The sequence below is a fragment of the Bradyrhizobium lablabi genome (genome assembly GCF_900141755.1).
Lineage (GTDB): Bacteria > Pseudomonadota > Alphaproteobacteria > Rhizobiales > Xanthobacteraceae > Bradyrhizobium > Bradyrhizobium lablabi_A.
In genome coordinates this window covers 4,097,451-4,118,092 of sequence record NZ_LT670844.1, presented here as the reverse complement: position 1 = coordinate 4,118,092, position 20,642 = coordinate 4,097,451, and the positions used below count along the sequence as shown (strand labels likewise).

Sequence of the window (20,642 nt, the reverse complement as noted above, 5' to 3'; positions counted from 1 at the left end):
GATACGCGCGCAGCGTTAGAGCCTCATGCACTAGCACCGGGACCGCAGCATGCCGATCAATGCCGAATATCGCGGGCCCGGCGACCTTCCCGAGGTGATCCCGGTATTCCCGCTGCCCGGCGCGCTGCTGCTGCCGCGCGGCCAGATGCCGCTCAACATCTTCGAGCCGCGTTATCTCGCGATGGTGGACGACGCGCTGCGCGACGGCCATCGGCTGATCGGGATGATCCAGCCGGATGTCACGCATTCGCCGAACGAATCAAGACCCGCGCTGTTTCGCGTCGGCTGCGTCGGGCGCATGACCCAGCTCGCCGAATCCGGCGACGGCCGCTACATCCTCGAACTCACCGGCATCGCGCGTTTCAAGGTGGTCGAGGAGATGACCGTGTTGACCGCCTATCGTCAATGCAAGGTGGATTACTTCCCCTATATCGACGACTTTACCGCACGCAAGGGCGAAGAGGCGGTGGATCGCGAGGCGCTGCTGACGGTGCTGACGGATTTTCTCCAAGCCAACAATCTCAAGGTCGATTGGGAAGGCGTCGAGAGCGCGCCGAACGAGGCGCTGGTCAATGCGCTGGCGATGATGTCGCCTTATGGACCTGCGGAAAAGCAAGCAATGCTGGAAGCGCCCGATTTGAAAACCCGCGCCGAAATCCTGATCGCGGTCACCGAAATGGACCTCGCCAAAAAGCGCACCAGCGGCGATCCGCCGCTGCAGTGATCGAAAACGCTTGCGGCTTAAGGCAACTTCCGCCTACCCAAAAGAATATGAACGGGAAATGACAGCGCCACGGAAATCCCCGCGGCGATATGGATCCAGCTCATCCAGGGCCGCACGGCTTCCGACCCAAGATAATAAAGTCCGAAGGCGGTGACGATCAGCACCGCATTGAATGCGACCATGACCGATCCCGAAATGCGATTTTTCGCGGCCCGCCACGAGCGCAGCAAGTGGATCGGGATCAGAGCACCCAACAGCAACAGCGTGATCATCGCGGCACCGCCGTGCACCATCAGCATGGTGGCAGCTAGCTGCTGCCAGACCTCGTCGGGTGAAATATCCTTTTGCCAATCCGCGACCAGCCACACGGCGCCGGTCAGGAACAGCACCGCGAAGGCCGCATAGATTGATCGGCGAAATGAGGATTTAAGCCGCAAGGTTTACTTGCCAGTCGGGGGTGATGCGAATGTCGCTGTCGCCGGAGACCATTAGCGCACTCGCGTTGTAATGCTCAAGCCATCGAAGCGCGTCGGTCCCGGAAACCATGACGATCTTGGTCAATGCGTCGGCGAGCATGCACGACCGCGCGCGCACGGTAACGCCATCGACCACGTCAGCGGGTTTGCCGGTTAAGGGATCGATGATCGCAGACGCCGTCGTTTCCGCCGACCGAAACGGATCGAAGCGGCGCGCCGTCGAGGCCAGCGCTTCGTCGGTGATCTCGACGGCGCAGAGCAGGCGGCGGGGATCGCAGGGATGGCGAATATGGATCGTCTGCGGGTCCGGTCCGAATGCGGCGAGATCGCCGCCGGCGTTCACCATCCCGCCGGAGACGCCGAAGCCGCGCAGCGTCTCCAGTGCGCGATCGACGGCAAAACCCTTTGCAATTCCGCCGAGATCGATCCTGACATGGGGATGCCGAAAACGGACGATGTTGTCAGGAAGCAGTTCGATCGCATCGAACGACCGCGCTTCCGTGGCAATTGCAGCATCACCCTCCAGCCGGGGCAGCAATTCCATGGCCTGCAACGCCGGTGCAATCGCGACGTCGAAAATGCCTTTTGTCTGGCGATGCATGTCGACGGCGACTTGCAGGACCTGGAATGTCCAGGCGTGAACGTTGACGGGCCGAACAAAGGCCTCGCGGTTGAGGCGGCTGACGTCCGAGTCCCGCTCGTGAAAGCTCATCAGCCGATGGACGCGCGCAACGGCCTCGAACGCGGCATCGATCGCGGCATCAAGTTCGGATCTGGCCGCCCCTGCGACCTCGATCTCGACAAACGTGCCGAGCAGCGGCCGCGCGCGGCGGACTTTATCGGAGACGATTGCCATAGGCTGCCAATACTCGCTTCACGCCCTCGGTGACATGGGTCGACGACAAGGTCGCGCCGGCGATGTTGCGGATATCGCCATTGATCTTCAGCGCGCTGCCGCTGGTCTTGCCGACGAATTGCGCAAGCCAGCTCGGGCTCCTGATCTCGCCGCCATAGGATTCCCGGTATTGCAGGATCTCGACGCTGTGGACGGCGCCGCTCGGCGTCAAAGCCACCGCGTAGTCGATAAAGAGGTGCTTCCCGACCACCCGGTCGAAAATGAAAAATCCGGCAACTTTTCCGCCGGCCTCGGCCTTCCAGACCCGGCCGGCCTGCACCTCGGAGAAGTGCGTTGCTGAGGGAAATGCCTGCTTCTGCGCTTCTTCGATCGAGAGATATTGCATCGCATAAGCGGGCGAGGCGACCGACACGATCGCCGCGGCGGGCAAGGTGTATCGAACCCAAGTCATAATTCAGCTGGCTCCTGTCACTTTCCTTCAAGCGCGCGTTTGTGTCAGCGCGCTCGCATCGGGATCAAAAGAAAAATCCAACGCCGCCAAGAAACGAATCCGAAAGCGCGCCGGTGATGCTCTTGTCGATCACCCGTTGATAGGTTGCCTTAAGCACCAATTTGGGTGACGGGAAGATCGCAAGACCCGCGGTGTGGAATTGGCGCTGGCCGGCGCCAGTCGGCAGATTGGCATCGGTGCCGGCAAAGCCGCCGGTCTGTAAATTCTCGTAGGTGTAGCGATAGAACGGCACCGCCTCCCAATCGCTGTTCAGGATGGTGCCCATCGGCACGTGATAGGCGATCTCGCCGGAATAGCCGAACATCGATTTTCCAACATTGTTGGTCGGGTCGGTGTCGTTGTTGGCGCGGAGGTTTTCCGGATGGCTGAAATCGACGCGGACATATTCGCCGCGCAGCTCGAGCCCGGTGTCGGGCACACGGTAGCGGGCCTCAACGTCGAATATTCCGACGCTGTTGCGTCCGAGCAAAGCACCCGTATCCGCATAGGCGCCGCGCGGGGTGATGTCGGGACTGAAGTAACCGCTCACGCTGCTGGCAAAGCCGGGCAGGAATGCCGGACTGAAATCGAGCCGCCCGGCGTAGGCGAGGGTATCGTTGAGCTGCGCAAAACCTCCGCGTACCGGACGCGAGAAACCGAGCGCGTTAAGACCGTCAATGCCGGCCATATAGCCTGCGGGGAAGGGAGGAACGGTATTCGCGGCGGTGCGGAGACCGAAGTCGCCACCAAAATCCTCAATGCTGGAGGAGACCTGGACCTGATAGGTCAGACCGTCCGCAATCGTCCCGTAGACGCTGCTCGCGCCCGCGAACCACGTGGACGGAATCAGGCCATTATAGAGTTCGGGGCGATTGACGCTGTAAAACTGCGTCGGTTCATGATGCTGATTGATATAGCCGATCGGCACCAGGTCGACGCCGGGTGAGCGCCAGTTGAATTGATCCATGATCTTGAAGTCGATCCAGATCTGCTCGATCTCGGCGGTGCCGTGCAGCTTGTCGTCGGCATCGAAACCCGAACCGGCGTGTTCGAACTCGATCTCGGCGTTGAAGATGATGTTGTCGGTGATCGCGTAGGTCGGCAGCAGCACGAAGCGCGCCGCATCGAAACCATTCTGCCACGCGCCGTTGGCGGCCGGATTTTGCTGCACGCCGAATTTGATTTCGCCATAGGCGCCGATGCTGAGACCGGCGACGGGCGACGGCGCCAGGCCGAGGATCGGTTTGTCCGGGGCAGGCGTCGCAGCATCAAGCGGGGGCAACTTCGAGGAATCAAGCGGCTTCGACTTTGATGTCGGCTTGGCCTTCGGGTCTTGCTTGCTCTGCGAGTCCTGCTTGCTCTGCGAATCTTGCTTGCTCTGGGAGTCCTGCGGCTGGTCCGCTGGCACCGCCGCATTGGCGCTTTTCGGCGACGCTGAAGGCGCCGCCGATTTTGTGCCCTTGTCAGTGGCCGAGGTCTGCTTCTCGGCGGCCGGCGCCTGTTTCTGCTTGAGCTCGGCCTCGAGCGTCTCGATGCGCTGCTCCATCTTTTCCAGCTTCTTCAACAGGACTTCGTTGGTGTCATCGCTGGCCGCGCAGGCGCTGCCGTATCCCATGATCGATATCGCCGTTGCCGCGAGCAGCGCCCTTCGCCTTGTGCGACGATCCCTTTGCAATTTCGACGCAGGCAAGCATGGAAACCGGTACAACGACATGACGACGACCCCCCGAAATACGCGGAAATCAAAGGCTCCGCGACGCCGGGGCAACTAACACCGTTGCAAAATGTTTTTGGAATCAGAAATCAAATCCGCGACTGGAATCTCTCCACTTTAGAATTAGAACAAAACTAAAGTGAGAAGATCGAGAGCTAGAACGGTTCTAGTTTTCTCAACGCTAATCGTATTTGGGAATGCCGGTGTGGTGCGCGCGCGGATCAAGTTCGAATTTGAGAGCGTCTAAATCATAGCTGTTGACGCTCTCTTCGGCGCGCCGCTATTTGAAATAAGGATATGGGGTTTGCTTTGATATCGCGGGGACGCAATGGGGGATAAGCCGAACGAGCGAGATCGGCAAGCCGCCGTGCCGCCGACCACAAAGACACAGCGAACGATCTCGAGCCGTGAGCTGCTCGGCGGCGACAGGATGGTCATCATTCGTCACGAGCAAGAGGATTATCGCCTGCAAGTCACTGCGGCAGGCAAACTCATCCTGACGAAGTAGACGGATCGCCCGACGCATTTTCGGACAAAGCGCGAAGCGCAGCATTTCATCAGCCAGTCACCTTTGCCATCAGGGCATCGGCAGCCAGCCAACACAAAGGTCCCGTCGCGGACCAATAGGCGGCTGGCCATGCACGACAGATACACACCACAGATAGCTCGGATCGCTAACGCAACCGCCGCGCCGGAACGACGTAAACGCTGGCGCACCAGCGTGGCTTTTGCGGCCATTCTCTCGCTCGTCAGTTTCGCGGCATCTGCCGAAGAGTCGATGTTTGCTTACGTCTACACTACCGATCTGCTGCCGCAGGGGGCTAAGGAGGTCGAGCAATGGATGACGTGGCGGCACCAGAAGATCGCCGGCACTTACGACCAGATCGAGGGACGAACCGAGTTCGAATACGGTCTCACCGACCGCCTGCAAGTCGCGCTCTATCTCAATTACAACTGGACGCAGGCCTATCACAACGGGCCGTTCGGAGCGACCACGCCGCCGGAGCAATTCGCCGACTTCTATCCGGGCCCGGACGATCATTTTAACAAGGCGCGCCTGGTCGGCGTTTCCGGCGAGGCGATCTACCGGATTCTCAGCCCGTATACCGACGTCTTTGGCCTCGCATTGTATACCGAGCCCACCGTCGGCAAGAACTTCTTCGAGGTGGAAAACAAGATCATCGTGCAGAAGAATTTCCTCGACGATCTGTTGACGGTCGCGTTCAATTTCACCTACGCGCCGGAATTCCGCAACCTCCTGGACCCGGCGGACCCGACCGGAACCGCGACCAGCTGGCAAGAGGAAACCGACATCAACTACGCGCTCGCGGTGTCTTACCGGTTTGTCGAGAACTGGTCGGCGGGCTTCGAATTCGTCAACGAGCACGAATACAACGGCTTTGTATTCAATCACGAATCGAACAGCGGCTACTATCTCGGTCCCACCCTGCATTATGGCGGCGAGCGTTTCTTCGTCACCATGACGGCACTCTGGCAGATGCCGTGGGCCACGGCGCACAGCGACACCGTGCCGGGCGCGCTGGTGAACGGCTACATCCTCGATAACGACTTCGAAAAATTTCGCTTCCGGCTCAAGGCCGGCTACACGTTCTGAGGTGCATGACATGAAGACAAGTCCATGGGCGCTGATCCCGCTCGCCGTCATTTCCACATCCGCTCACGCGACCGCCTATCTCACCGTCGAACAGGCCCAGCGCACGATTTTTCCTGGCGCGACGTTTGCCGCCACCGGGCAACCCAACGTCTGGCGAACGTCCAATGGCGGAGTTTTCGTCGTCGACCGGGTGGTCGGCAAGCATGAGTTCATCACGATGGCCGTCGGCATCAACGCCAACGGCTCCGTCAAGCAGATCGAGATTATGGACTACCGGGAGTCCTACGGATACGAGGTGCGCGACGCCGCGTGGCGTGCGCAGTTCGTGGGCAAGACCGCGAACTCACAGCTCGAGTTGAACGCCGACATCAAGAATATCAGCGGCGCCACGCTGTCGTCGAAGCACGTCACCGACGGCGTCAAGCGCATCCTTCGGAAATATGAGTCAAGCCTGAAGGGCGGATGACGTATCGGCATAGCTTCGATCGCGAGCTATCCTGCGCCCAGCGCCAAGGCGATATTGTAGGTCGCCAAACTCGCGGCATAGGCGAGCGCCAACATGTAGCCGAACGTTACCGCCATCCACTTCCAGCTTCCGGTCTCGCGACGGATCACGGCCAGCGTCGAGGCGCATTGCGGCGCGAAGATATACCAGGCCAGTAGCGACAGCGCGGTCGCGAGGCTCCATTTGGTGGCGAGCACCTGTCCGATCTGTTCGGCGGCCTCCTTGCCTCCCTCGATCGCATAAACCGTACCGAGGGCTGCGACCGCGACTTCCCGCGCGGCCATGCCCGGAATCAGCGCGACCGCGATCTGCCAGTTGAAGCCGAGCGGCGCCAGCAATGGCTCCAGCGCTTTGCCGATCATGGCGGCGAGGCTGTAATTGATGGCGGGGCCTTCGGCGCCGGCCGGCGGCAATGGGAACGATGCCAGGAACCAGATCAGCACCATCATCGAGAAGATCGTGGTGCCGGCCCGCTGCAAGAACATCTTTGCCCGCGTGTAGATGCCGATCGCGACGCTGCGGACGCGCGGCAGCTTGTAGTCCGGCAGTTCCAGCATGAAGGGCGCCGGCGCGTAGTCCCGCAACATGAAGAACTTTATCAGGAACGACACCGCCAATGCGCTCGTAATGCCCGCGGCATAGAGCCCGAACATCACGAGCCCCCGCAGATCGATCCAGCCCCATATCTGTTTCGCGGGAATGAAGGCGGAGATGATCAGCGTATAGACCGGGATGCGCGCCGAACAGGTCATCAGCGGCGCGATCAGGATGGTGGTCAGGCGGTCGCGGCGATTGTCGATCACGCGCGTCGCCATGATGCCGGGGATGGCACATGCAAAACTCGAGAGCAGCGGAATAAAGGCGCGGCCGTGCAGGCCGGCGCCGCCCATGATGCGATCCATCAGGAACGCCGCGCGCGCCATGTAGCCGAAATCTTCGAGCAGCAGGATGAACAGGAAGATGACGATGATCTGCGGCAGGAACACGATGACGCTGCCGACGCCGGAAATGACGCCGTTCTGCAGGAAGTTTTGCAACGGGCCCGCGGGCAGGGTGTCGTGGACCAATTGACCTAGCGCGACAAAGGCGGACGACAACAGCTCCATCAAGGGCTGCGCCCAGGCGAACACCGCCTGGAACATCACGAAAAGAATCAGCGCCAGGATGGCGAGACCCGCGACCGGGTGCAGCACGACGGCATCGATCCGCGCGGTCCAGGTATCGGGTTTGGCGGGCAGGCTGACGGTCGCCGCAATGATGCGATCGGCCTCGCGCTGGGTGGCGCGCAATTCCGCGACCGACAATGGCTGCCAGCGATTTTCCTGCACCGGGATCGCGGCCTGCGCGGCGATCTCGTCGGTCCGCCGCAACAGCTCGGCGGTGCCGCCCTTGCGCACCGCGATCGAGGTCACCACCGGTATGCCCAAGGCTTCCGAGAGCCGCACAACGTCGACGGTGACGCCGCGGCGGGTGGCGATGTCGAACATGTTGAGCACCAGCATCAGCGGCCGGCCGGTGCGCTTGAGTTCGAGCACCAGACGAATGGTGAGCCGCAGATTGGTGGAATCGGCGACACACAGCACAAGATCGGGCAGCGCTTCGCCGGCGGTGCGGCCGAGCACGACATCGCGGGTGATTTCTTCATCGGGACTGCGGCCGCGCAGCGAATAGGTGCCGGGCAGATCGACCACCGACACCTGACGGCCGAGCGGCGTGACGAAAGAGCCTTCTTTGCGCTCCACCGTGACGCCGGGATAGTTCGCGACTTTCTGACGGCTTCCGGTCAAAGCATTGAACAGCGCGGTCTTGCCGCTGTTCGGCGTGCCGACCAGAGCGAGATGCATCAGTGGTGCTTCCATGGCGGCAGTCCAGTTCCGTCAGGCGACGATAACGGCCATCGCCTCGCGCCGGCGCACCGCGATCGTGACATTCTCGATGCGGACCGCGATCGGGTCGCGCCCGACAATGCCTTCGTGCAGCACCTCGACCTTGGCGCCTTCCACGAAGCCGAGCTCGATCAGACGGCTTTCGAGCTCGATGGCGGAAAGCGCCGAGCCCGAATCATCCGCCGCGAGATGCTGGATCACGCCGGAGTAGCCGCGTTGGGCCAATCCCAGCGGCATCTGCGGGCGGGCGTCAGTTGGTTTGGTGCTTGCCATGGCTTGTATTTTCAATCGCGGGCAGAGAGGTCAAGCGTGACGATCGGAAACCGGCCCACCTTAGATAGATTATAAGTTCGCGGCCGCCGGGTAACGAAGACATGTACGAATGTTGAACGCCGCGGTTGGAATATATGGAAGGATTGAAGGATCATGCGCTTGCACAATCGGCCTTTATGCCTATTGGCGGCAGCGGTTTTCGCCGGCGCCGGCGTTAGCCACGCGCTGGCCCAATCGGGGCCGCTTTTGGGCAGCGCCGCGTTTGGTGACTGGCGCACCGACCGGCCCGGCGTGATGCGCCTGATAAAGCCTGAAGACCTGCCGCGGCCCGGGGCAACGCCCTCATCTGCCAACGTCTCCCGCGTCGTCAAGCGCCCGTCGGGGGCGCTTCCGCAAGTTCCAGCCGGATTCAAGATCGAATTATTCGCCGAGGGACTGAGCGGACCGCGCCAGATGCGGTTGGCGCCGAACGGCGACATCTTCATCGCCGAAACCGGGTCGGGACGAATTCGCGTGTTACGCGCCGCCGACGGCGCCGCAAAACCTTCCGCGAACGAGATCTACGCGAGCGGGCTGAAGCAGCCGTTCGGGATTGCCTTTTATCCGAGTGGAGACAATCCCCAATGGGTTTACGTCGCCAACACCGATAGCGTCCTTCGCTTTCCCTACAAAGCGGGGGATCTCAAGGCCACCGGAAAACCCGTAACCGTCGTTGCGGAGTTGCCGCATGGCTACGGACACTCGACCAGGGACATCGTGTTCACCCAGGACGGCAAGCGGATGCTGGTATCGGTCGGCTCGGCCGGCAATGACGCGGAAGGGATGGGAAGCCCGCCAGGCGGATTGCCGGCTTGGAATGCGAACCACCCGCTCGGCGCTAGCTGGGGAAGCGAAACCGATCGCGCCGATGTGCTGATGTTCGAGCCCGATGGAAAACCCGCGGGCATCTTTGCCAGTGGTATCCGCAATTGTGTCGGGCTCGCGGTTCATCCCTCAAGCGGGGATGTGTATTGCTCGACCAACGAGCGCGATGGTTTTGGCGACAATCTGGTGCCGGATTATGTGACGCGGGTACGCGAGGGCGGGTTCTACGGCTGGCCGTGGTACTATATCGGCAACAACGAAGATCCGCGGCACGTGGGCGAACGTCCCGATTTGAAGGGCAAGGTCACCACGCCAGACGTTCTGATCCAGGCGCATTCCGCCTCGCTGGGGCTCACCTTCTACAACGGCAGCGCGTTTCCCGGCGAATATCGTGGCGATGGATTCGCGGCGGAGCACGGCTCATGGAACCGCTCAAAGCGCACCGGCTACAAGATCATCCGCATTCGTCTCAGAGACGGCGTGCCCACCGGCGAATATCAGGATTTTGTCACCGGATTTGTCATCGATGATTCCCGGGTGTGGGGACGGCCCGTTGGTGTCGCGGTCGCGCATGACGGCGCGCTGCTGTTCTCGGAAGACGGAAACGGCACGATCTGGCGGGTGACACGCCAATGACAACGGCAAGTCGCCTCAGTATCCCGCGACCGCCAGCGCGACCACCGCGCTGAGCGCCATCCAGCCAAAATGCCGGCCACGCGAGGCGAGGGCGTTGCCCATCGCGCTCAATGCAAATACGCACGCCATGGTCACAATGATCCAGTGCCGCGCGGGCTCAGAGGCCATCCAGGGAGCGGCGATCAAGAGCACGCCGCACCCGATCCACGCCACGGAACTGGCCTGCCAGACCACCCGGATCAGGGTGCGCAATCGCGCCGGCTCGATGGTGAGGCGCGGCAGTATTTTGATTTCGCCGATCGCGCCGTGGATCAGCGCCGCCGCGATCGCGAGCAGGCCGGAACATTGCAGCAAGAGGTCGCGCATCGGTTCCTCCATACAGTGCTGTATGGTGAGTAGGATAGACGCTGGCCCACGTCAATACAGTCATGTATGGTGGATTGTCGCAGGCAGGGACATGAGCGATCAACTTTCCGCAAAAGACTGGCTCGATCAGGGCCTCAAGACGCTGGCAAGAAGCGGTTTTACGGCGTTGAAAGCCGAGCGGCTCGCGAAAGCGATGGGAGTGTCGCGCGGCAGTTTTTACTGGCATTTCGCCGATATCGGCGCGTTTCACTCAGCGATCCTGAAACATTGGCGCGAGGTTGCGGCCGAACAGATCATTGCCAATCTCGAGGCCGTCTCAGATCAAGACAACGCCCTTGTGGTGCTGCTGCGGCAGGCATTCGGCGGCAGGCTGACGCTGGAGAAGGCGGTGCGGAGCTGGGCGACGCATGATCCAAAGGCTCGAGTCGCGGTGCAGGCCATCGACCGGCGCCGGCTGAGCTACGTGGAACGCCTGCTCCGGGCATCGGGGCTTGCGCCCGACGTAGCACGTGCCCGCGCGCAAATCTTCTATTGGGCGTTTTTGGGCTTTGCGCTGTCGGACAAGCCCTTGCCGCGCGCGCGACAGGCAGCCGTGCTCGACGAGCTCACCAAAATGGCCTTGCGATAACGCTGCGCCGCTTCACGTTTCAATCGAATATGCTACCAGAAGTGAACGATCCAGCCGGAGACCAACGCATGAGTTCCCCGCCCGAACGCCTCGAAGGCACCGTCGACCCAAAACTGTTGGAAATTCTGGTCTGTCCGCTGACCAAGGGCCCGCTGGAATTTGACGCGGCGCGGCAGGAATTGATCTCGCGTTCCGCAAAGCTCGCTTATCCGATCCGCGACGGCATTCCGATCATGCTGCCGGAAGAGGCGCGGAAGATCGAGTGAAGAGGCAGGCGAATAGGGAGTTGCGAATAGCGAATGGAGAAATTATCATTCGCTACTCCCTATTCGCCATTCGCTCGCTAAAGCGCCTCGCCCTTCAACAGCCGCGGCACTTCGCCCGCTAATCCCGCGGCTTGGCGGATGAACAGGCTTTTCAGGGGCGGCGCGCGATCGACGAGCCCGAGGCCGATATCGCGCACGGTGCGCAACAACGTCGATTTGTTCGAGAACAACAGATTGAGCGAATTGGTCGCAAGCCCCATCGCCATGGTGTCGAACCGCCGCCAGCGCTGATAGCGCTCAAGCACATCGGCTTGTCCAAGATCCATGCCGAGCCTTGCGGCATCGACGACGACCTCGGCAAGGGCCGCGACATCCTTCAGGCCCATATTGAGCCCCTGCCCAGCGATCGGGTGAATCACATGCGCGGCGTCGCCGATCAGCGCCAGCCGTTCGCCGATGAACGAGCGCGCCACGAAATATCCAAGCGGAAACGCGCGCGGCTTGTCGAGCGCCTTGATCTCGCCGAGATGCAGGCCAAAACGCTGCTCGAGCTCGCCGTGAAACTCTTCTTCGCTCAGGGCGACGATGCGCGCCGCCTCGTTGCGTTTCTCGGTCCATACCAGTGAGGAGCGTTTTCCCGCCAGCGGAAGAATGGCAAAAGGCCCTGCGGGCAAAAAATGTTCCTCGGCACGACCGCCATGATCACGCTCATGGCCGACGGTGACGACGATGCCGGATTGATCGTATTCCCAACCATGGGTGGCGATCCCGGCGCGTTCGCGGAGCTTTGAGCGCGCGCCGTCGGCCGCCACCAACAGGCTTGCCGCGATCACGCGGCCGTCCGCCAGCGTCACATCGACACCGTCGGCGCGGGAGACAAAATCCTTCACCGCGGTGGCGCTGAGTTCGACGCCCTCAGTCTCGGCGCACGCAACCAGTGCGTCGATCAGATGGCGGTTCTCGACCATATGCGCGAACGGTTCACCGGGCTCGACATGCCCGGCGAAGGTCAGGAATACCGGACGGGTCGCGTCTTCCAGCCTGGAATCGGTGACCACCATGTCGAGGATCGGCTGCGCCGCGCTTGCGACCTGATCCCACACCCCGAGCGCCTCGAACAGCCGGCGGCAAGCCGCGACGATCGCGGTCGCGCGCGGATCGCGGCTCGGCTTTGACCCCAGGGCGGGATCGGCGACAATAATCGGAATGTCAGTTCCAAGGGCCTGACGCAGCGCGAGCGCGAGCGCGAGCCCTGCGAACGCGCCGCCGCCAATGACAATGCTTCGCTGTGCCGACATCTTACTCACTCACGCCGTCAGACTATACTTGCTACATGACTATAGCTGGGCGAAACAGTGACGCGAAGCAAGGCTCTTAGCCCCCCAGATCGTCATTCCGGGGCGCGCGGCTTCGCGTGAACCCGGAATCTCGAGATTCCGGGTTCGAGGCTTTGCCTCACCCCGGAATGACTTTAAGGCAATGAAGGCGCCGTCATGTCCAATGGCCTGATCGACCTGATTTCGATTCTCGATCTCGAGCCGCTCGAGGTTAATCTGTTTCGCGGCAACAGCCCGAAGACGAGCTGGCAGCGGGTGTTCGGCGGACAGGTGATCGGGCAGGCGATGGTGGCGGCGTGCCGCACCGTCGAAGGCCGGCTGCCGCATTCGCTGCATTGCTATTTTATTCTTCCCGGCGATCCGCAGATTCCGATCATTTACGAGGTCGAGCGGCTACGCGACGGCAAGAGCTATTCGACCCGCCGCGTCACCGCGATCCAGCACGGTAATGCCATCTTCTCGATCATGGTGTCGTTTCATGTCGAGGAAGAAAGCGCGTTCGATCATCAGGACAAGATGCCCGACGTGCCGCCGCCGGAAAGACTCACCGCCGAGGAAGTGGCAAAACAGCCGATGTTCCGCGAGATGCCGGAATTCATCCGGCGTTACTATGAGTCGGACCGGCCGATCGAACTGCGCCCGGTCGAGCTCGGGCGCTATTTCGGCCAGAAGATCGATGACGGCCGCATCCATGTCTGGATCCGCACCGCCGCGAAACTGCCTGACGATCCGGCCACGCATATGTGTGCGCTCGCCTATGCGTCGGATTTCTCGCTGCTCGATGCCGTGATGGCGCGCTACGGCCGCACGCTGTTCGACAAACGCATGATGCCGGCAAGCCTCGATCACGCGATGTGGTTTCACCGCCCGTTCCGCGCCGACGAATGGCTGCTTTACGCGCAGGATTCGCCGAGCGCACAAGGTGGCCGCGGGCTGACGCGCGGCCTGATCTTCAAGCCCGACGGCACGCTGGTGGCGTCCGTCGCCCAGGAAGGCTCGATCCGCCAGCGCAAGTAGAGCGCGTCATCAAGTAAAGCGCGTCATTATGCGTTGGCGTAAGCGGTTCGCTCGACCAGCGCGAATTGCGACACGTACCAGCGCGTGTACCAGCGCAACACCCATGGAATGGGGATCAAGAACCCGCAGGCCAGGCCGAACAGCAAGGTTCGCCACAGCACCCCCCACCCCGTCGCGTTGAACACGACCTCGCGGTGCGTGCCGCCGATGTTGCGGCAGATCCATCGCATCCAGGCGGTTGTGACCCAGGCCCAGCCGATGATGGTGATGACCGAAATAGTCATCAGCAGGTACCAGCCGACATAGCCCAGCACACTGCCCTTGAACTCGATCGGAAGCCGCTCGCCGTTCGATGAGAGATTGGCCGCGATCCATCGAACCACCATCCAGGACAAAAACCCCTCAACCAAAAGCAGAATTAACTGGACAGAGGTGTAGCCGCTAAACCCGGCATAGGTGCAAAGGCCTAACACGACGAACACGTACCAGATATCTCCGACCTCGCCGGTGAAGCCGAGGTTGGGCCGCCCGGGGACGTGGAGGCGGGATACCATCCAGCGATAGAAGCCGGTTGCCGTCCAGGGAGCGGGGATCACCAGCACCAAGCCGATGACGAACAGCAGGCTTTGTCCGAGGAGCGACCAGACGCCGACATCGATCGACAAGGGCCCGCCACCATGGTCGCCGGCGCTTACCAATGGGCCGCCCGCTTGCGAAATCGGCGGTGGGCCCGAACCTCCCGAAAACAGGCCCGGAATCTCGCCTGCCTTCTGCCAGCCCGCCATGCCCTCGGACCAGACCAACGTCTCCGCCGTCACCGTTCCCGTGGCGATGAATTGGCGTAGTTGAGCCTCCGGATAGGGGCCTTGTTGCTGGCCTTGGGACGCAAAAAACCAGGATCGGTTCGACATTTCACTCCCCCTCAGCCTGGCGAGCCTAGCCACGCCGGCACTATGGCGCATCTTGGCGGACGGCCGCGGCGCCTGTACACGGAGGCTACCGAGCGAAGGCCGGCAGCCGCAATTGTTTTTCGCCTCCTCAGGCCAAGTTTTTGTGCCAAGGGCACGGAAAGATGCCAGAGTCGGGCGGGGCGCAAAGCAAGCGCGACCGGCGTTCGCGAATTCTGGGAAAATCGAATTTTGGGAAATGAAGGCCTGACCATGAAGCTCGTTGTTGCGATTATCAAACCCTTCAAGCTCGACGAGGTCCGCCAGGCGCTCACGGCGATCGGCGTCCACGGCATGACGGTGACCGAGGTCAAGGGTTACGGCCGCCAGAAGGGCCACACCGAAATCTATCGCGGCGCCGAGTATGTCGTGAATTTCCTGCCGAAGCTCAGAATCGAAATCGCGGTGGCGTCCGATCTCGCCGAAAAGGCGGTCGACGTCATCACCTCGAGCGCGCGCACCGGCCAGATCGGCGACGGCAAGATTTTTGTCACCCCGATCGACCATGCGCTGCGGATCCGGACCGGCGAGACCGACAGCGACGCGCTCTGAATTCGCGCAAATCCCCGGCGCCCGGCAGCCACGCACGAAATCACCGGCTGGACGGACCGGGCTTTTCGCAATGCGTGGACACTTTTTTGCTGAAATCTCTATCCAGATACCTTTTTTCTGCTCTCGTCGTGGGCATGATTATGTCGGGAGTCAGGCGTGCTAGAGAATTAGGCAGGGATGGCTAGGCTTTAGGCGCGACCGAATAACGCAGGTTGGACCTAATCCCGGAAAGCCTGAAAAGGTCCGCGTTCATAGTCCGTTAGGGAGTCTGATCGATCTGGCACGGCATTTGATTCTATCGGCCCGGCTGTACCCGCGTAGTGAACTTTCTCCGCGTGGTGAACCTCAGTCAAGAACGCCCGGTCAACGCTCGACCGGGCCCAAGCGGGGATAGGACCCATGAAAATTGTTATGGCGATCATCAAGCCATTCAAGCTCGAAGAAGTCCGCGACGCCCTGACCGCCATTGGCGTTCACGGACTAACGGTGACGGAAGTCAAGGGATATGGCCGGCAGAAGGGCCATACGGAAATTTATCGCGGTGCTGAATACGCGGTGAGCTTCCTGCCCAAGATCAAGATCGAGGTTGCTGTCGCCTCGGACCAGGTCGACAAGACCATCGATGCCATCACCTCGGCCGCGAAAACCGGACAGATCGGCGATGGCAAGATCTTCGTCATCAACCTCGACCATGCGGTTCGTATCCGCACCGGCGAGGCCGATGCCGCGGCCCTTTGATTTCGCGCCCAACCCAATTCAATCAGGAGTAAAACAAATGACGTTCAAACGTCCCTATAGCGCGGGATTGGCGGCCCTCGCAGTCGGCCTGTTCGCCGCGACCGCCGCCTATGCAGAGCCAACCGTCAACAAGGGCGACAATGCCTGGATGCTGACCTCGACGGTGCTGGTGCTGTTGATGACGATCCCGGGCCTTGCGCTATTCTACGGCGGTCTGGTCCGATCCAAGAACATGCTCTCGGTATTGATGCAGGTGTTCTACACCGTGTGCATCGTCACCGTGATCTGGGCGCTTTACGGCTACAGCCTCGCCTTCACCGGCGGATCCGATTTCATCGGCGGCTTCTCGAAGGCCTTCCTGATGGGCGTGACGCCGGACTCCAAGGCGGCCACCTTCAGCGTCGACGCCAACATATCGGAACTGGTCTACGTCTGTTTCCAGATGACGTTTGCGGCGATCACGCCGGCCCTCATTGTCGGCGCCTTCGCCGAACGCATGAAGTTCTCGGCGGTCGCGCTGTTCATCCCGCTGTGGGTGACGCTGATCTATTTCCCGATCGCGCACATGGTTTGGTACTGGGCCGGACCGGACGCGATCTCGGATGCGGTCAAGGCACTCGCTGCGGCGACTGACGCGGCAGCGAAGACCGCGGCGCAAGCCAAGCTCGATGAAGTCAACGCCGACGCCGGCTGGGTCTTCAAGAAGGGCGCGATCGACTTCGCCGGCGGCACGGTGGTGCACATCAACGCGGGCATCGCGGGTCTCGTTGGCGCGCTCCTGATCGGCAAGCGTACCGGTTTCGGCAAGGATCTGATGGCACCGCACTCGCTGACCATGTCCATGATCGGCGCTTCGCTGCTCTGGGTCGGCTGGTTCGGCTTCAACGCCGGATCGAACTTAGAGGCCAATGGCGGCGCGGCGCTCGCCATGACCAACTCCTTCGTCGCGACCGCAGCCGCAGCGCTGTCGTGGATGTTCGCGGAGTGGATCATCAAGGGCCATCCTTCCGTGCTCGGCGCGATTTCGGGCGCGGTGGCGGGACTTGTGGCGGTCACGCCCGCGGCCGGTTACTCCGGTCCGATGGGCGCGATCGTGCTCGGTCTCGTGGTCGGCGTGGTCTGCCTGTTCTTCGTCACCGTGGTGAAGAACGCGCTCGGCTATGACGACTCGCTCGACGTGTTCGGCGTCCACTGCATCGGCGGCATCGTCGGCGCACTCGGCACTGGCATCCTGGTCAACCCGGCGCTCGGCGGCACCGGCATCATGGACTACACCGCCGGCAAGATCGCCGACTACGACTTCTCGGCGCAGATGATCTCGCAAATTTGGGGCGTCTGCACCACGCTGGTGTGGTCCGGCATCGGCTCGGCGATCCTCTACAAGGTCGTCGACGTCATCGTCGGCCTGCGCGCCAATGTCGAGACCGAACGCGAAGGCCTCGACATCACCGAGCACACCGAGCGGGCCTACAATATGTGAGTTCTCCCGGGGCGCGATCTTTTTCAGGATCGCGCCCAGAACTACGGTTCGGGCACATACCCGGCAATGCCCTGACCGTTGAGGGGCTCCAGCGCAAGTTGGAGCCCCTTTCTTTTTGGCGGGTGAGAGTTTGCTGATTCAATTTTCAAACAGCCGACCCCCGTCATTGCGAGGAGCGCAGCGACGAAGCAATCCAGCTTTTCTGTTTCTCGGCGTCAAAGCTGGATTGCTTCGCTTCGCTCGCAATGACGACTGGATAGAGGTTCGCGATCCCGCGGCGCGATGCGCCCGAGTTGTGCTGAATTCTCCGCCCGTGAGGGCGTGGGGAATGCCGGGTGCCGATGCACCCGCAGCCGCGCGTGTAGTGTAGAAAGCACGCGCGTTAGTCACCACGAGTCCACCGGAACATCCCGGCATTCCCGCACGCAATGGTTTTACGGCTTATTTCGTGCTCTCCCCGGTGACCGGGCTCTTTTGCCACCGTCATCGGCGGATTTGCGTCCACCAACTTGACACCAGCGTCGGGGTGTCAGGACCACACGACTTCGCCGTCCGCCTTCGTGCCGTTCGTCAATGGCACTATCAGCGTCCACCGCATCCCATCCCGCGTCCGTGACGATCGCGATACGCCCCTTGTGTGGGACGAGACGGGGTGAGTTTTAGAAGTGATTTGGGTCAGATGGAAACGGATTTATTTTTGCGAATGGGACTGGACGACCCAAATCACGTTGAACCCATTCAACAAAATCGCGTTTTGGCGCACGCGCCGTAGCCCGGATGGAGCACAGCGAAATCCGGGAACAGCCCGTCCGCGGTCAGAATCCCGGAGTTCGCTTCCCTCCGTCCGGGCTACGGGTTCAAAAAACATTGCCAAAGCCGCCTCGCTGGCGTCGAATGTGCGCGCGACAACAACAGGGGAAACACCATGAAACTCGAAGGCGGGTGCTACTGCGGCAGCGTGCGGTATGTCGCCGAGGGCGAGCCGATGATGAAGGCGCAATGCCATTGCCGCGAATGCCAGTATATCTCGGGCGGTTCGCCCAATATGTTTGTGGTGATGCCGATCGATGGCTTCAAATTTACGAAAGGTAGCCCGAAGAAATTCGCGCGCAGCGATCTGGAAGGCGCCGTGACGCGCGAATTCTGCGCCGAGTGCGGCACGCACATGACGACGCTGCGGCCGGGCCTGCCTGCGGCGATCTTGAAGGTCGGCACCCTCGACGATCCCGGCCTGTTCGGTAGCCCGCAGATGGCGATCTACACCGTCGACAAGCAGCCGTTCCACGTGATCCCCGAGGGATTGCCGGCGTTCGAGCGATTGCCGCAGCGCGGGTAGGGCGATCTCGTCAGGCCAAAAACCCGGATGGATCGGATCGAGCAATAGTGCCTCCTATTCTTCATGTCGTTTTCACGGACACCGGCGCTGCCAGCCTTCGAGAGGCGCTCAAGGCGAGCGGCAGGGGCGATACTGTCGTCAGCCTCGCCGACAATTTGAGTTTTGGTCCGATCGACCCGGTTGACCCGGAAGCCCGCAGGAATTGGGTTGAGAAAGAACTGGGGTTCACAGGCTGGCCATCCACGCCGGAGCAAGATGGGGATAATGGTTGGGAGGATATCTCGACACGAGCCCATGCATTTTGGAACGAGTCGCTCTCCCAGCGGCATCGAAAGATCGCCTGGGTGTCCCGCCGGTCTGCAATGGAATATGCGGGATTCCTGGAATGGCTTTGGCGGCTCGGAGACGCGCCGTGCGAGGTGGTCGATCTGACCGACGTCAAGGTCTCCTACCGCCCCGAGCACGGCCCACCCCGGCGGCCGCGTTTGGCGATGAGTCTGGGGATGCTCGACCACAATACGATATGCAACAACGATCTCTGGGATTTGGCGGAGCCGTTGCAGATGAGCGCGCGGGGCCGATATCTCGATCTCTGGCGCCAACTCCGTTCGGAAAACGCGCCGCTACGCGTTATCGACGGCGACAAGCTTGTGTCGGCGCCAATCACTTTCTTTGATTCACTCTTGCTATCCCACGTGAAGGCCAATTGGCTGAAGGTCGCGAGGGTTGTGGGTGAGGTTTTGACCGATCAGACGATGGACGGCGTTTTTCAAACCGGCGACATCGTGTTGGCTGCGCGGATCAACGCGCTCGTCGAGAACCGCGTTCTGGAATTTCAGGGAAAGAGTCCCTTTGCGCTTCGATTCAGCGAGGTACGATTGCCACGTGGATAGCGTCTTCTGCGCTTGACGGGCCGCTGGTAGCGCGTAGCCCTTCACTTCACGCGATTTCGAGCGAGCGCTTGTCGGCCTGCACCACGCGGTCGCGGCCGCGACGTTTTGCGGCGTAAAGCGCCTGGTCGGCAATCCGCATCATGGTTGCCAGTTCGACCTCACCGCGGCCAACGGTAAAGCCGATGCTGATCGTCACGCGCTCCGAGGTTTCGCCGGTCAGGATTTGTTTTGCCGCACAGGCCTTGCGGATTTCCTCGGCATATTGCTCGGCCTGATCGCTGGCAATTCCAATCATCAGCGCCGCGAATTCCTCGCCGCCATATCGCGCGACCAAGACCCCGTCTTTCCTCGCGAAGCGGCGCAGCACATCGGCCATCCCGACCAGCACCTTGTCGCCGGCTTCATGACCGAATCGGTCATTGATGGATTTGAAATGATCAATGTCGCACATGAAGGCAACGACGGGGACGCCGGCATCGCGGGCCGCGCCGAGCGCCGGAACGGCGGCATCGTCGAAACCGCGCCGGTTGAGCAATCCGGTCAACTGATCGGTTTGCGAGATGCGCGACATCTCGATGCGCGTCAGCGTCAACTCCCGCATCAACCGCGCCGATCGATAGCTGAGCGCGCCCGCGAGCATGGCCGAGATACCGGTCGCCACGCACAGGCTGAAGCCGATGACATAACCAACCCGGACGGTGGCGTCGAAATCCGTGCCCAGAATCAACAGCAGCGTGGTGACGGTCATGACAATCGTCAGGCCCGTGGCCACCGCAACCCGTCTGGCTGTATGGCGCAGCACATCGTTGTGAGTGTTGATTTGAATGGTCACGACCCCGCCCCGTTCCGGCCTCAGCCATAGCATTCGCACGGCGGGCGAATTGCTAAATTGCTGTCCATCCTTGGCTCGGGGTTAACAACGACTGACGCGGGTGGATAAAATGCGCGATATCCTGCATTTGACTGACTGACGGGCAGCGGCGATTTACACCAACGACAAGCAGCGCTTCCATCTGATCCCCGAGGGATTGCCGTAGGGCGCA

General features: G+C 61.4%; 23 protein-coding genes. 13 read left to right on the top strand and 10 right to left on the bottom strand.

Features of this window, described 5'->3' with window-relative positions; genetic code table 11:
• The first annotated feature begins 49 nt into the window (after positions 1-49).
• Positions 50-724 (top strand): LON peptidase substrate-binding domain-containing protein, encoded by a 675-nt coding sequence (locus B5526_RS19185; RefSeq protein WP_079540543.1) that lies wholly within the window; start codon positions 50-52, stop codon positions 722-724.
• A 17-nt stretch (positions 725-741) separates the two neighbouring features.
• On the opposite strand, the gene B5526_RS19180 is transcribed toward B5526_RS19185, so the two are convergent.
• The 4 genes from B5526_RS19180 to B5526_RS19165 all read right to left on the bottom strand — a co-directional run bounded on the left by B5526_RS19180 (position 742) and on the right by B5526_RS19165 (position 4,161).
• Positions 742-1,161: a hypothetical protein gene (locus B5526_RS19180; protein ID WP_079540541.1), complete on the bottom strand. Its 420-nt coding sequence runs from the start codon at positions 1,159-1,161 to the stop codon at positions 742-744.
• Positions 1,151-2,056: an FAD:protein FMN transferase gene (locus B5526_RS19175; protein ID WP_079540539.1), complete on the bottom strand. Its 906-nt coding sequence runs from the start codon at positions 2,054-2,056 to the stop codon at positions 1,151-1,153. Before B5526_RS19175 ends, B5526_RS19180 begins: the two co-directional genes overlap by 11 nt.
• Positions 2,037-2,507 (bottom strand): FMN-binding protein, encoded by a 471-nt coding sequence (locus B5526_RS19170; RefSeq protein WP_079540537.1) that lies wholly within the window; start codon positions 2,505-2,507, stop codon positions 2,037-2,039. Before B5526_RS19170 ends, B5526_RS19175 begins: the two co-directional genes overlap by 20 nt.
• A 64-nt stretch (positions 2,508-2,571) precedes the next feature.
• Entirely contained in the window at positions 2,572-4,161 is a 1,590-nt protein-coding gene (locus B5526_RS19165; RefSeq protein ID WP_079545109.1) for a hypothetical protein, read from the bottom strand.
• 427 nt (positions 4,162-4,588) lie between these two features.
• On the opposite strand from B5526_RS19165, the gene hemP reads away from it, so the two are divergent.
• The 3 genes from hemP (at position 4,589) to B5526_RS19150 (ending at position 6,341) form a co-directional block, all read left to right on the top strand.
• Positions 4,589-4,768 (top strand): hemin uptake protein HemP, encoded by a 180-nt coding sequence (gene hemP / locus B5526_RS39455; RefSeq protein ID WP_079540535.1) that lies wholly within the window; start codon positions 4,589-4,591, stop codon positions 4,766-4,768.
• 129 nt (positions 4,769-4,897) lie between these two features.
• Positions 4,898-5,875 (top strand): DUF6662 family protein, encoded by a 978-nt coding sequence (locus B5526_RS19155; RefSeq protein ID WP_197688356.1) that lies wholly within the window; start codon positions 4,898-4,900, stop codon positions 5,873-5,875.
• Between the two features lie 10 nt (positions 5,876-5,885).
• Entirely contained in the window at positions 5,886-6,341 is a 456-nt protein-coding gene (locus tag B5526_RS19150) for an FMN-binding protein (RefSeq protein WP_079545108.1), read from the top strand.
• Positions 6,342-6,367: 26 nt separating this feature from the next.
• Here the strand turns inward: B5526_RS19150 and feoB are convergent, their stop codons facing one another.
• Entirely contained in the window at positions 6,368-8,239 is a 1,872-nt protein-coding gene (gene feoB / locus B5526_RS19145; RefSeq protein WP_079540530.1) for a ferrous iron transporter B, read from the bottom strand.
• A gap of 18 nt (positions 8,240-8,257) precedes the next feature.
• Positions 8,258-8,539, bottom strand: a complete 282-nt coding sequence (locus B5526_RS19140) for a FeoA family protein (protein ID WP_079540528.1) — start codon at positions 8,537-8,539, stop codon at positions 8,258-8,260.
• A gap of 153 nt (positions 8,540-8,692) precedes the next feature.
• Here B5526_RS19140 and B5526_RS19135 point away from each other — a divergent pair, with 153 nt between their 5' ends.
• Positions 8,693-10,039 carry a PQQ-dependent sugar dehydrogenase gene (locus B5526_RS19135; RefSeq protein WP_079540526.1) on the top strand — a complete coding sequence of 449 codons (1,347 nt, stop codon included), beginning with the start codon at positions 8,693-8,695 and terminating at the stop codon, positions 10,037-10,039.
• Positions 10,040-10,054: 15 nt separating this feature from the next.
• Here the strand turns inward: B5526_RS19135 and B5526_RS19130 are convergent, their stop codons facing one another.
• Positions 10,055-10,405 carry a hypothetical protein gene (locus B5526_RS19130; RefSeq protein ID WP_079545107.1) on the bottom strand — a complete coding sequence of 117 codons (351 nt, stop codon included), beginning with the start codon at positions 10,403-10,405 and terminating at the stop codon, positions 10,055-10,057.
• Between the two features lie 91 nt (positions 10,406-10,496).
• On the opposite strand from B5526_RS19130, the gene B5526_RS19125 reads away from it, so the two are divergent.
• Both B5526_RS19125 and B5526_RS19120 read left to right on the top strand, forming a co-directional pair.
• A complete protein-coding gene (locus B5526_RS19125) occupies positions 10,497-11,033 on the top strand; it encodes a TetR/AcrR family transcriptional regulator (RefSeq protein WP_079540524.1) in 537 nt (178 codons plus the stop codon).
• Between the two features lie 68 nt (positions 11,034-11,101).
• Entirely contained in the window at positions 11,102-11,299 is a 198-nt protein-coding gene (locus B5526_RS19120; RefSeq protein WP_079540522.1) for a Trm112 family protein, read from the top strand.
• Positions 11,300-11,376: 77 nt separating this feature from the next.
• Here B5526_RS19120 and B5526_RS19115 read toward each other — a convergent pair whose 3' ends face one another.
• Entirely contained in the window at positions 11,377-12,597 is a 1,221-nt protein-coding gene (locus B5526_RS19115; RefSeq protein WP_079540520.1) for a ubiquinone biosynthesis hydroxylase, read from the bottom strand.
• Between the two features lie 195 nt (positions 12,598-12,792).
• On the opposite strand from B5526_RS19115, the gene tesB reads away from it, so the two are divergent.
• On the top strand, positions 12,793-13,653 hold the full coding sequence (gene tesB / locus B5526_RS19110) for an acyl-CoA thioesterase II (RefSeq protein ID WP_079540518.1): 861 nt from the start codon (positions 12,793-12,795) through the stop codon (positions 13,651-13,653).
• 26 nt (positions 13,654-13,679) lie between these two features.
• On the opposite strand, the gene B5526_RS19105 is transcribed toward tesB, so the two are convergent.
• Positions 13,680-14,564 (bottom strand): DUF4339 domain-containing protein, encoded by an 885-nt coding sequence (locus B5526_RS19105; RefSeq protein ID WP_079540515.1) that lies wholly within the window; start codon positions 14,562-14,564, stop codon positions 13,680-13,682.
• 249 nt (positions 14,565-14,813) lie between these two features.
• Here B5526_RS19105 and B5526_RS19100 point away from each other — a divergent pair, with 249 nt between their 5' ends.
• From B5526_RS19100 to B5526_RS19080, 5 genes are all read left to right on the top strand, one after another.
• A complete protein-coding gene (locus tag B5526_RS19100) occupies positions 14,814-15,152 on the top strand; it encodes a P-II family nitrogen regulator (RefSeq protein WP_079540513.1) in 339 nt (112 codons plus the stop codon).
• A 399-nt stretch (positions 15,153-15,551) separates the two neighbouring features.
• Entirely contained in the window at positions 15,552-15,890 is a 339-nt protein-coding gene (locus B5526_RS19095; RefSeq protein WP_008142813.1) for a P-II family nitrogen regulator, read from the top strand.
• 37 nt (positions 15,891-15,927) lie between these two features.
• Positions 15,928-17,370, top strand: coding sequence for an ammonium transporter (locus B5526_RS19090; protein ID WP_079540511.1), 1,443 nt, complete (start codon positions 15,928-15,930; stop codon positions 17,368-17,370).
• A 925-nt stretch (positions 17,371-18,295) separates the two neighbouring features.
• On the top strand, positions 18,296-18,706 hold the full coding sequence (locus tag B5526_RS19085) for a GFA family protein (protein ID WP_079540508.1): 411 nt from the start codon (positions 18,296-18,298) through the stop codon (positions 18,704-18,706).
• 47 nt (positions 18,707-18,753) lie between these two features.
• Positions 18,754-19,599: a DUF3658 domain-containing protein gene (locus B5526_RS19080; protein ID WP_079540507.1), complete on the top strand. Its 846-nt coding sequence runs from the start codon at positions 18,754-18,756 to the stop codon at positions 19,597-19,599.
• A gap of 46 nt (positions 19,600-19,645) precedes the next feature.
• Here B5526_RS19080 and B5526_RS19075 read toward each other — a convergent pair whose 3' ends face one another.
• Positions 19,646-20,431, bottom strand: a complete 786-nt coding sequence (locus tag B5526_RS19075; RefSeq protein ID WP_154071354.1) for a GGDEF domain-containing protein — start codon at positions 20,429-20,431, stop codon at positions 19,646-19,648.
• Positions 20,432-20,642 lie beyond the last annotated feature (211 nt).

Coding starts and splice junctions, on each gene's coding strand:
- B5526_RS19085 (WP_079540508.1), top strand. CDS start 18,296: ATGAAACTCGAAGGCGGGTGCTACTGCGGCAGCGTGCGGTATGTCGCC.
- B5526_RS19175 (WP_079540539.1), bottom strand. CDS start 2,056: ATGGCAATCGTCTCCGATAAAGTCCGCCGCGCGCGGCCGCTGCTCGGC.
- hemP (WP_079540535.1), top strand. CDS start 4,589: ATGGGGGATAAGCCGAACGAGCGAGATCGGCAAGCCGCCGTGCCGCCG.
- B5526_RS19150 (WP_079545108.1), top strand. CDS start 5,886: ATGAAGACAAGTCCATGGGCGCTGATCCCGCTCGCCGTCATTTCCACA.
- B5526_RS19100 (WP_079540513.1), top strand. CDS start 14,814: ATGAAGCTCGTTGTTGCGATTATCAAACCCTTCAAGCTCGACGAGGTC.
- tesB (WP_079540518.1), top strand. CDS start 12,793: ATGTCCAATGGCCTGATCGACCTGATTTCGATTCTCGATCTCGAGCCG.
- B5526_RS19130 (WP_079545107.1), bottom strand. CDS start 10,405: ATGCGCGACCTCTTGCTGCAATGTTCCGGCCTGCTCGCGATCGCGGCG.
- B5526_RS19120 (WP_079540522.1), top strand. CDS start 11,102: ATGAGTTCCCCGCCCGAACGCCTCGAAGGCACCGTCGACCCAAAACTG.
- B5526_RS19125 (WP_079540524.1), top strand. CDS start 10,497: ATGAGCGATCAACTTTCCGCAAAAGACTGGCTCGATCAGGGCCTCAAG.
- B5526_RS19140 (WP_079540528.1), bottom strand. CDS start 8,539: ATGGCAAGCACCAAACCAACTGACGCCCGCCCGCAGATGCCGCTGGGA.
- B5526_RS19165 (WP_079545109.1), bottom strand. CDS start 4,161: ATGGGATACGGCAGCGCCTGCGCGGCCAGCGATGACACCAACGAAGTC.
- feoB (WP_079540530.1), bottom strand. CDS start 8,239: ATGGAAGCACCACTGATGCATCTCGCTCTGGTCGGCACGCCGAACAGC.
- B5526_RS19155 (WP_197688356.1), top strand. CDS start 4,898: ATGCACGACAGATACACACCACAGATAGCTCGGATCGCTAACGCAACC.
- B5526_RS19115 (WP_079540520.1), bottom strand. CDS start 12,597: ATGTCGGCACAGCGAAGCATTGTCATTGGCGGCGGCGCGTTCGCAGGG.
- B5526_RS19185 (WP_079540543.1), top strand. CDS start 50: ATGCCGATCAATGCCGAATATCGCGGGCCCGGCGACCTTCCCGAGGTG.
- B5526_RS19090 (WP_079540511.1), top strand. CDS start 15,928: ATGACGTTCAAACGTCCCTATAGCGCGGGATTGGCGGCCCTCGCAGTC.
- B5526_RS19135 (WP_079540526.1), top strand. CDS start 8,693: ATGCGCTTGCACAATCGGCCTTTATGCCTATTGGCGGCAGCGGTTTTC.
- B5526_RS19095 (WP_008142813.1), top strand. CDS start 15,552: ATGAAAATTGTTATGGCGATCATCAAGCCATTCAAGCTCGAAGAAGTC.
- B5526_RS19170 (WP_079540537.1), bottom strand. CDS start 2,507: ATGACTTGGGTTCGATACACCTTGCCCGCCGCGGCGATCGTGTCGGTC.
- B5526_RS19105 (WP_079540515.1), bottom strand. CDS start 14,564: ATGTCGAACCGATCCTGGTTTTTTGCGTCCCAAGGCCAGCAACAAGGC.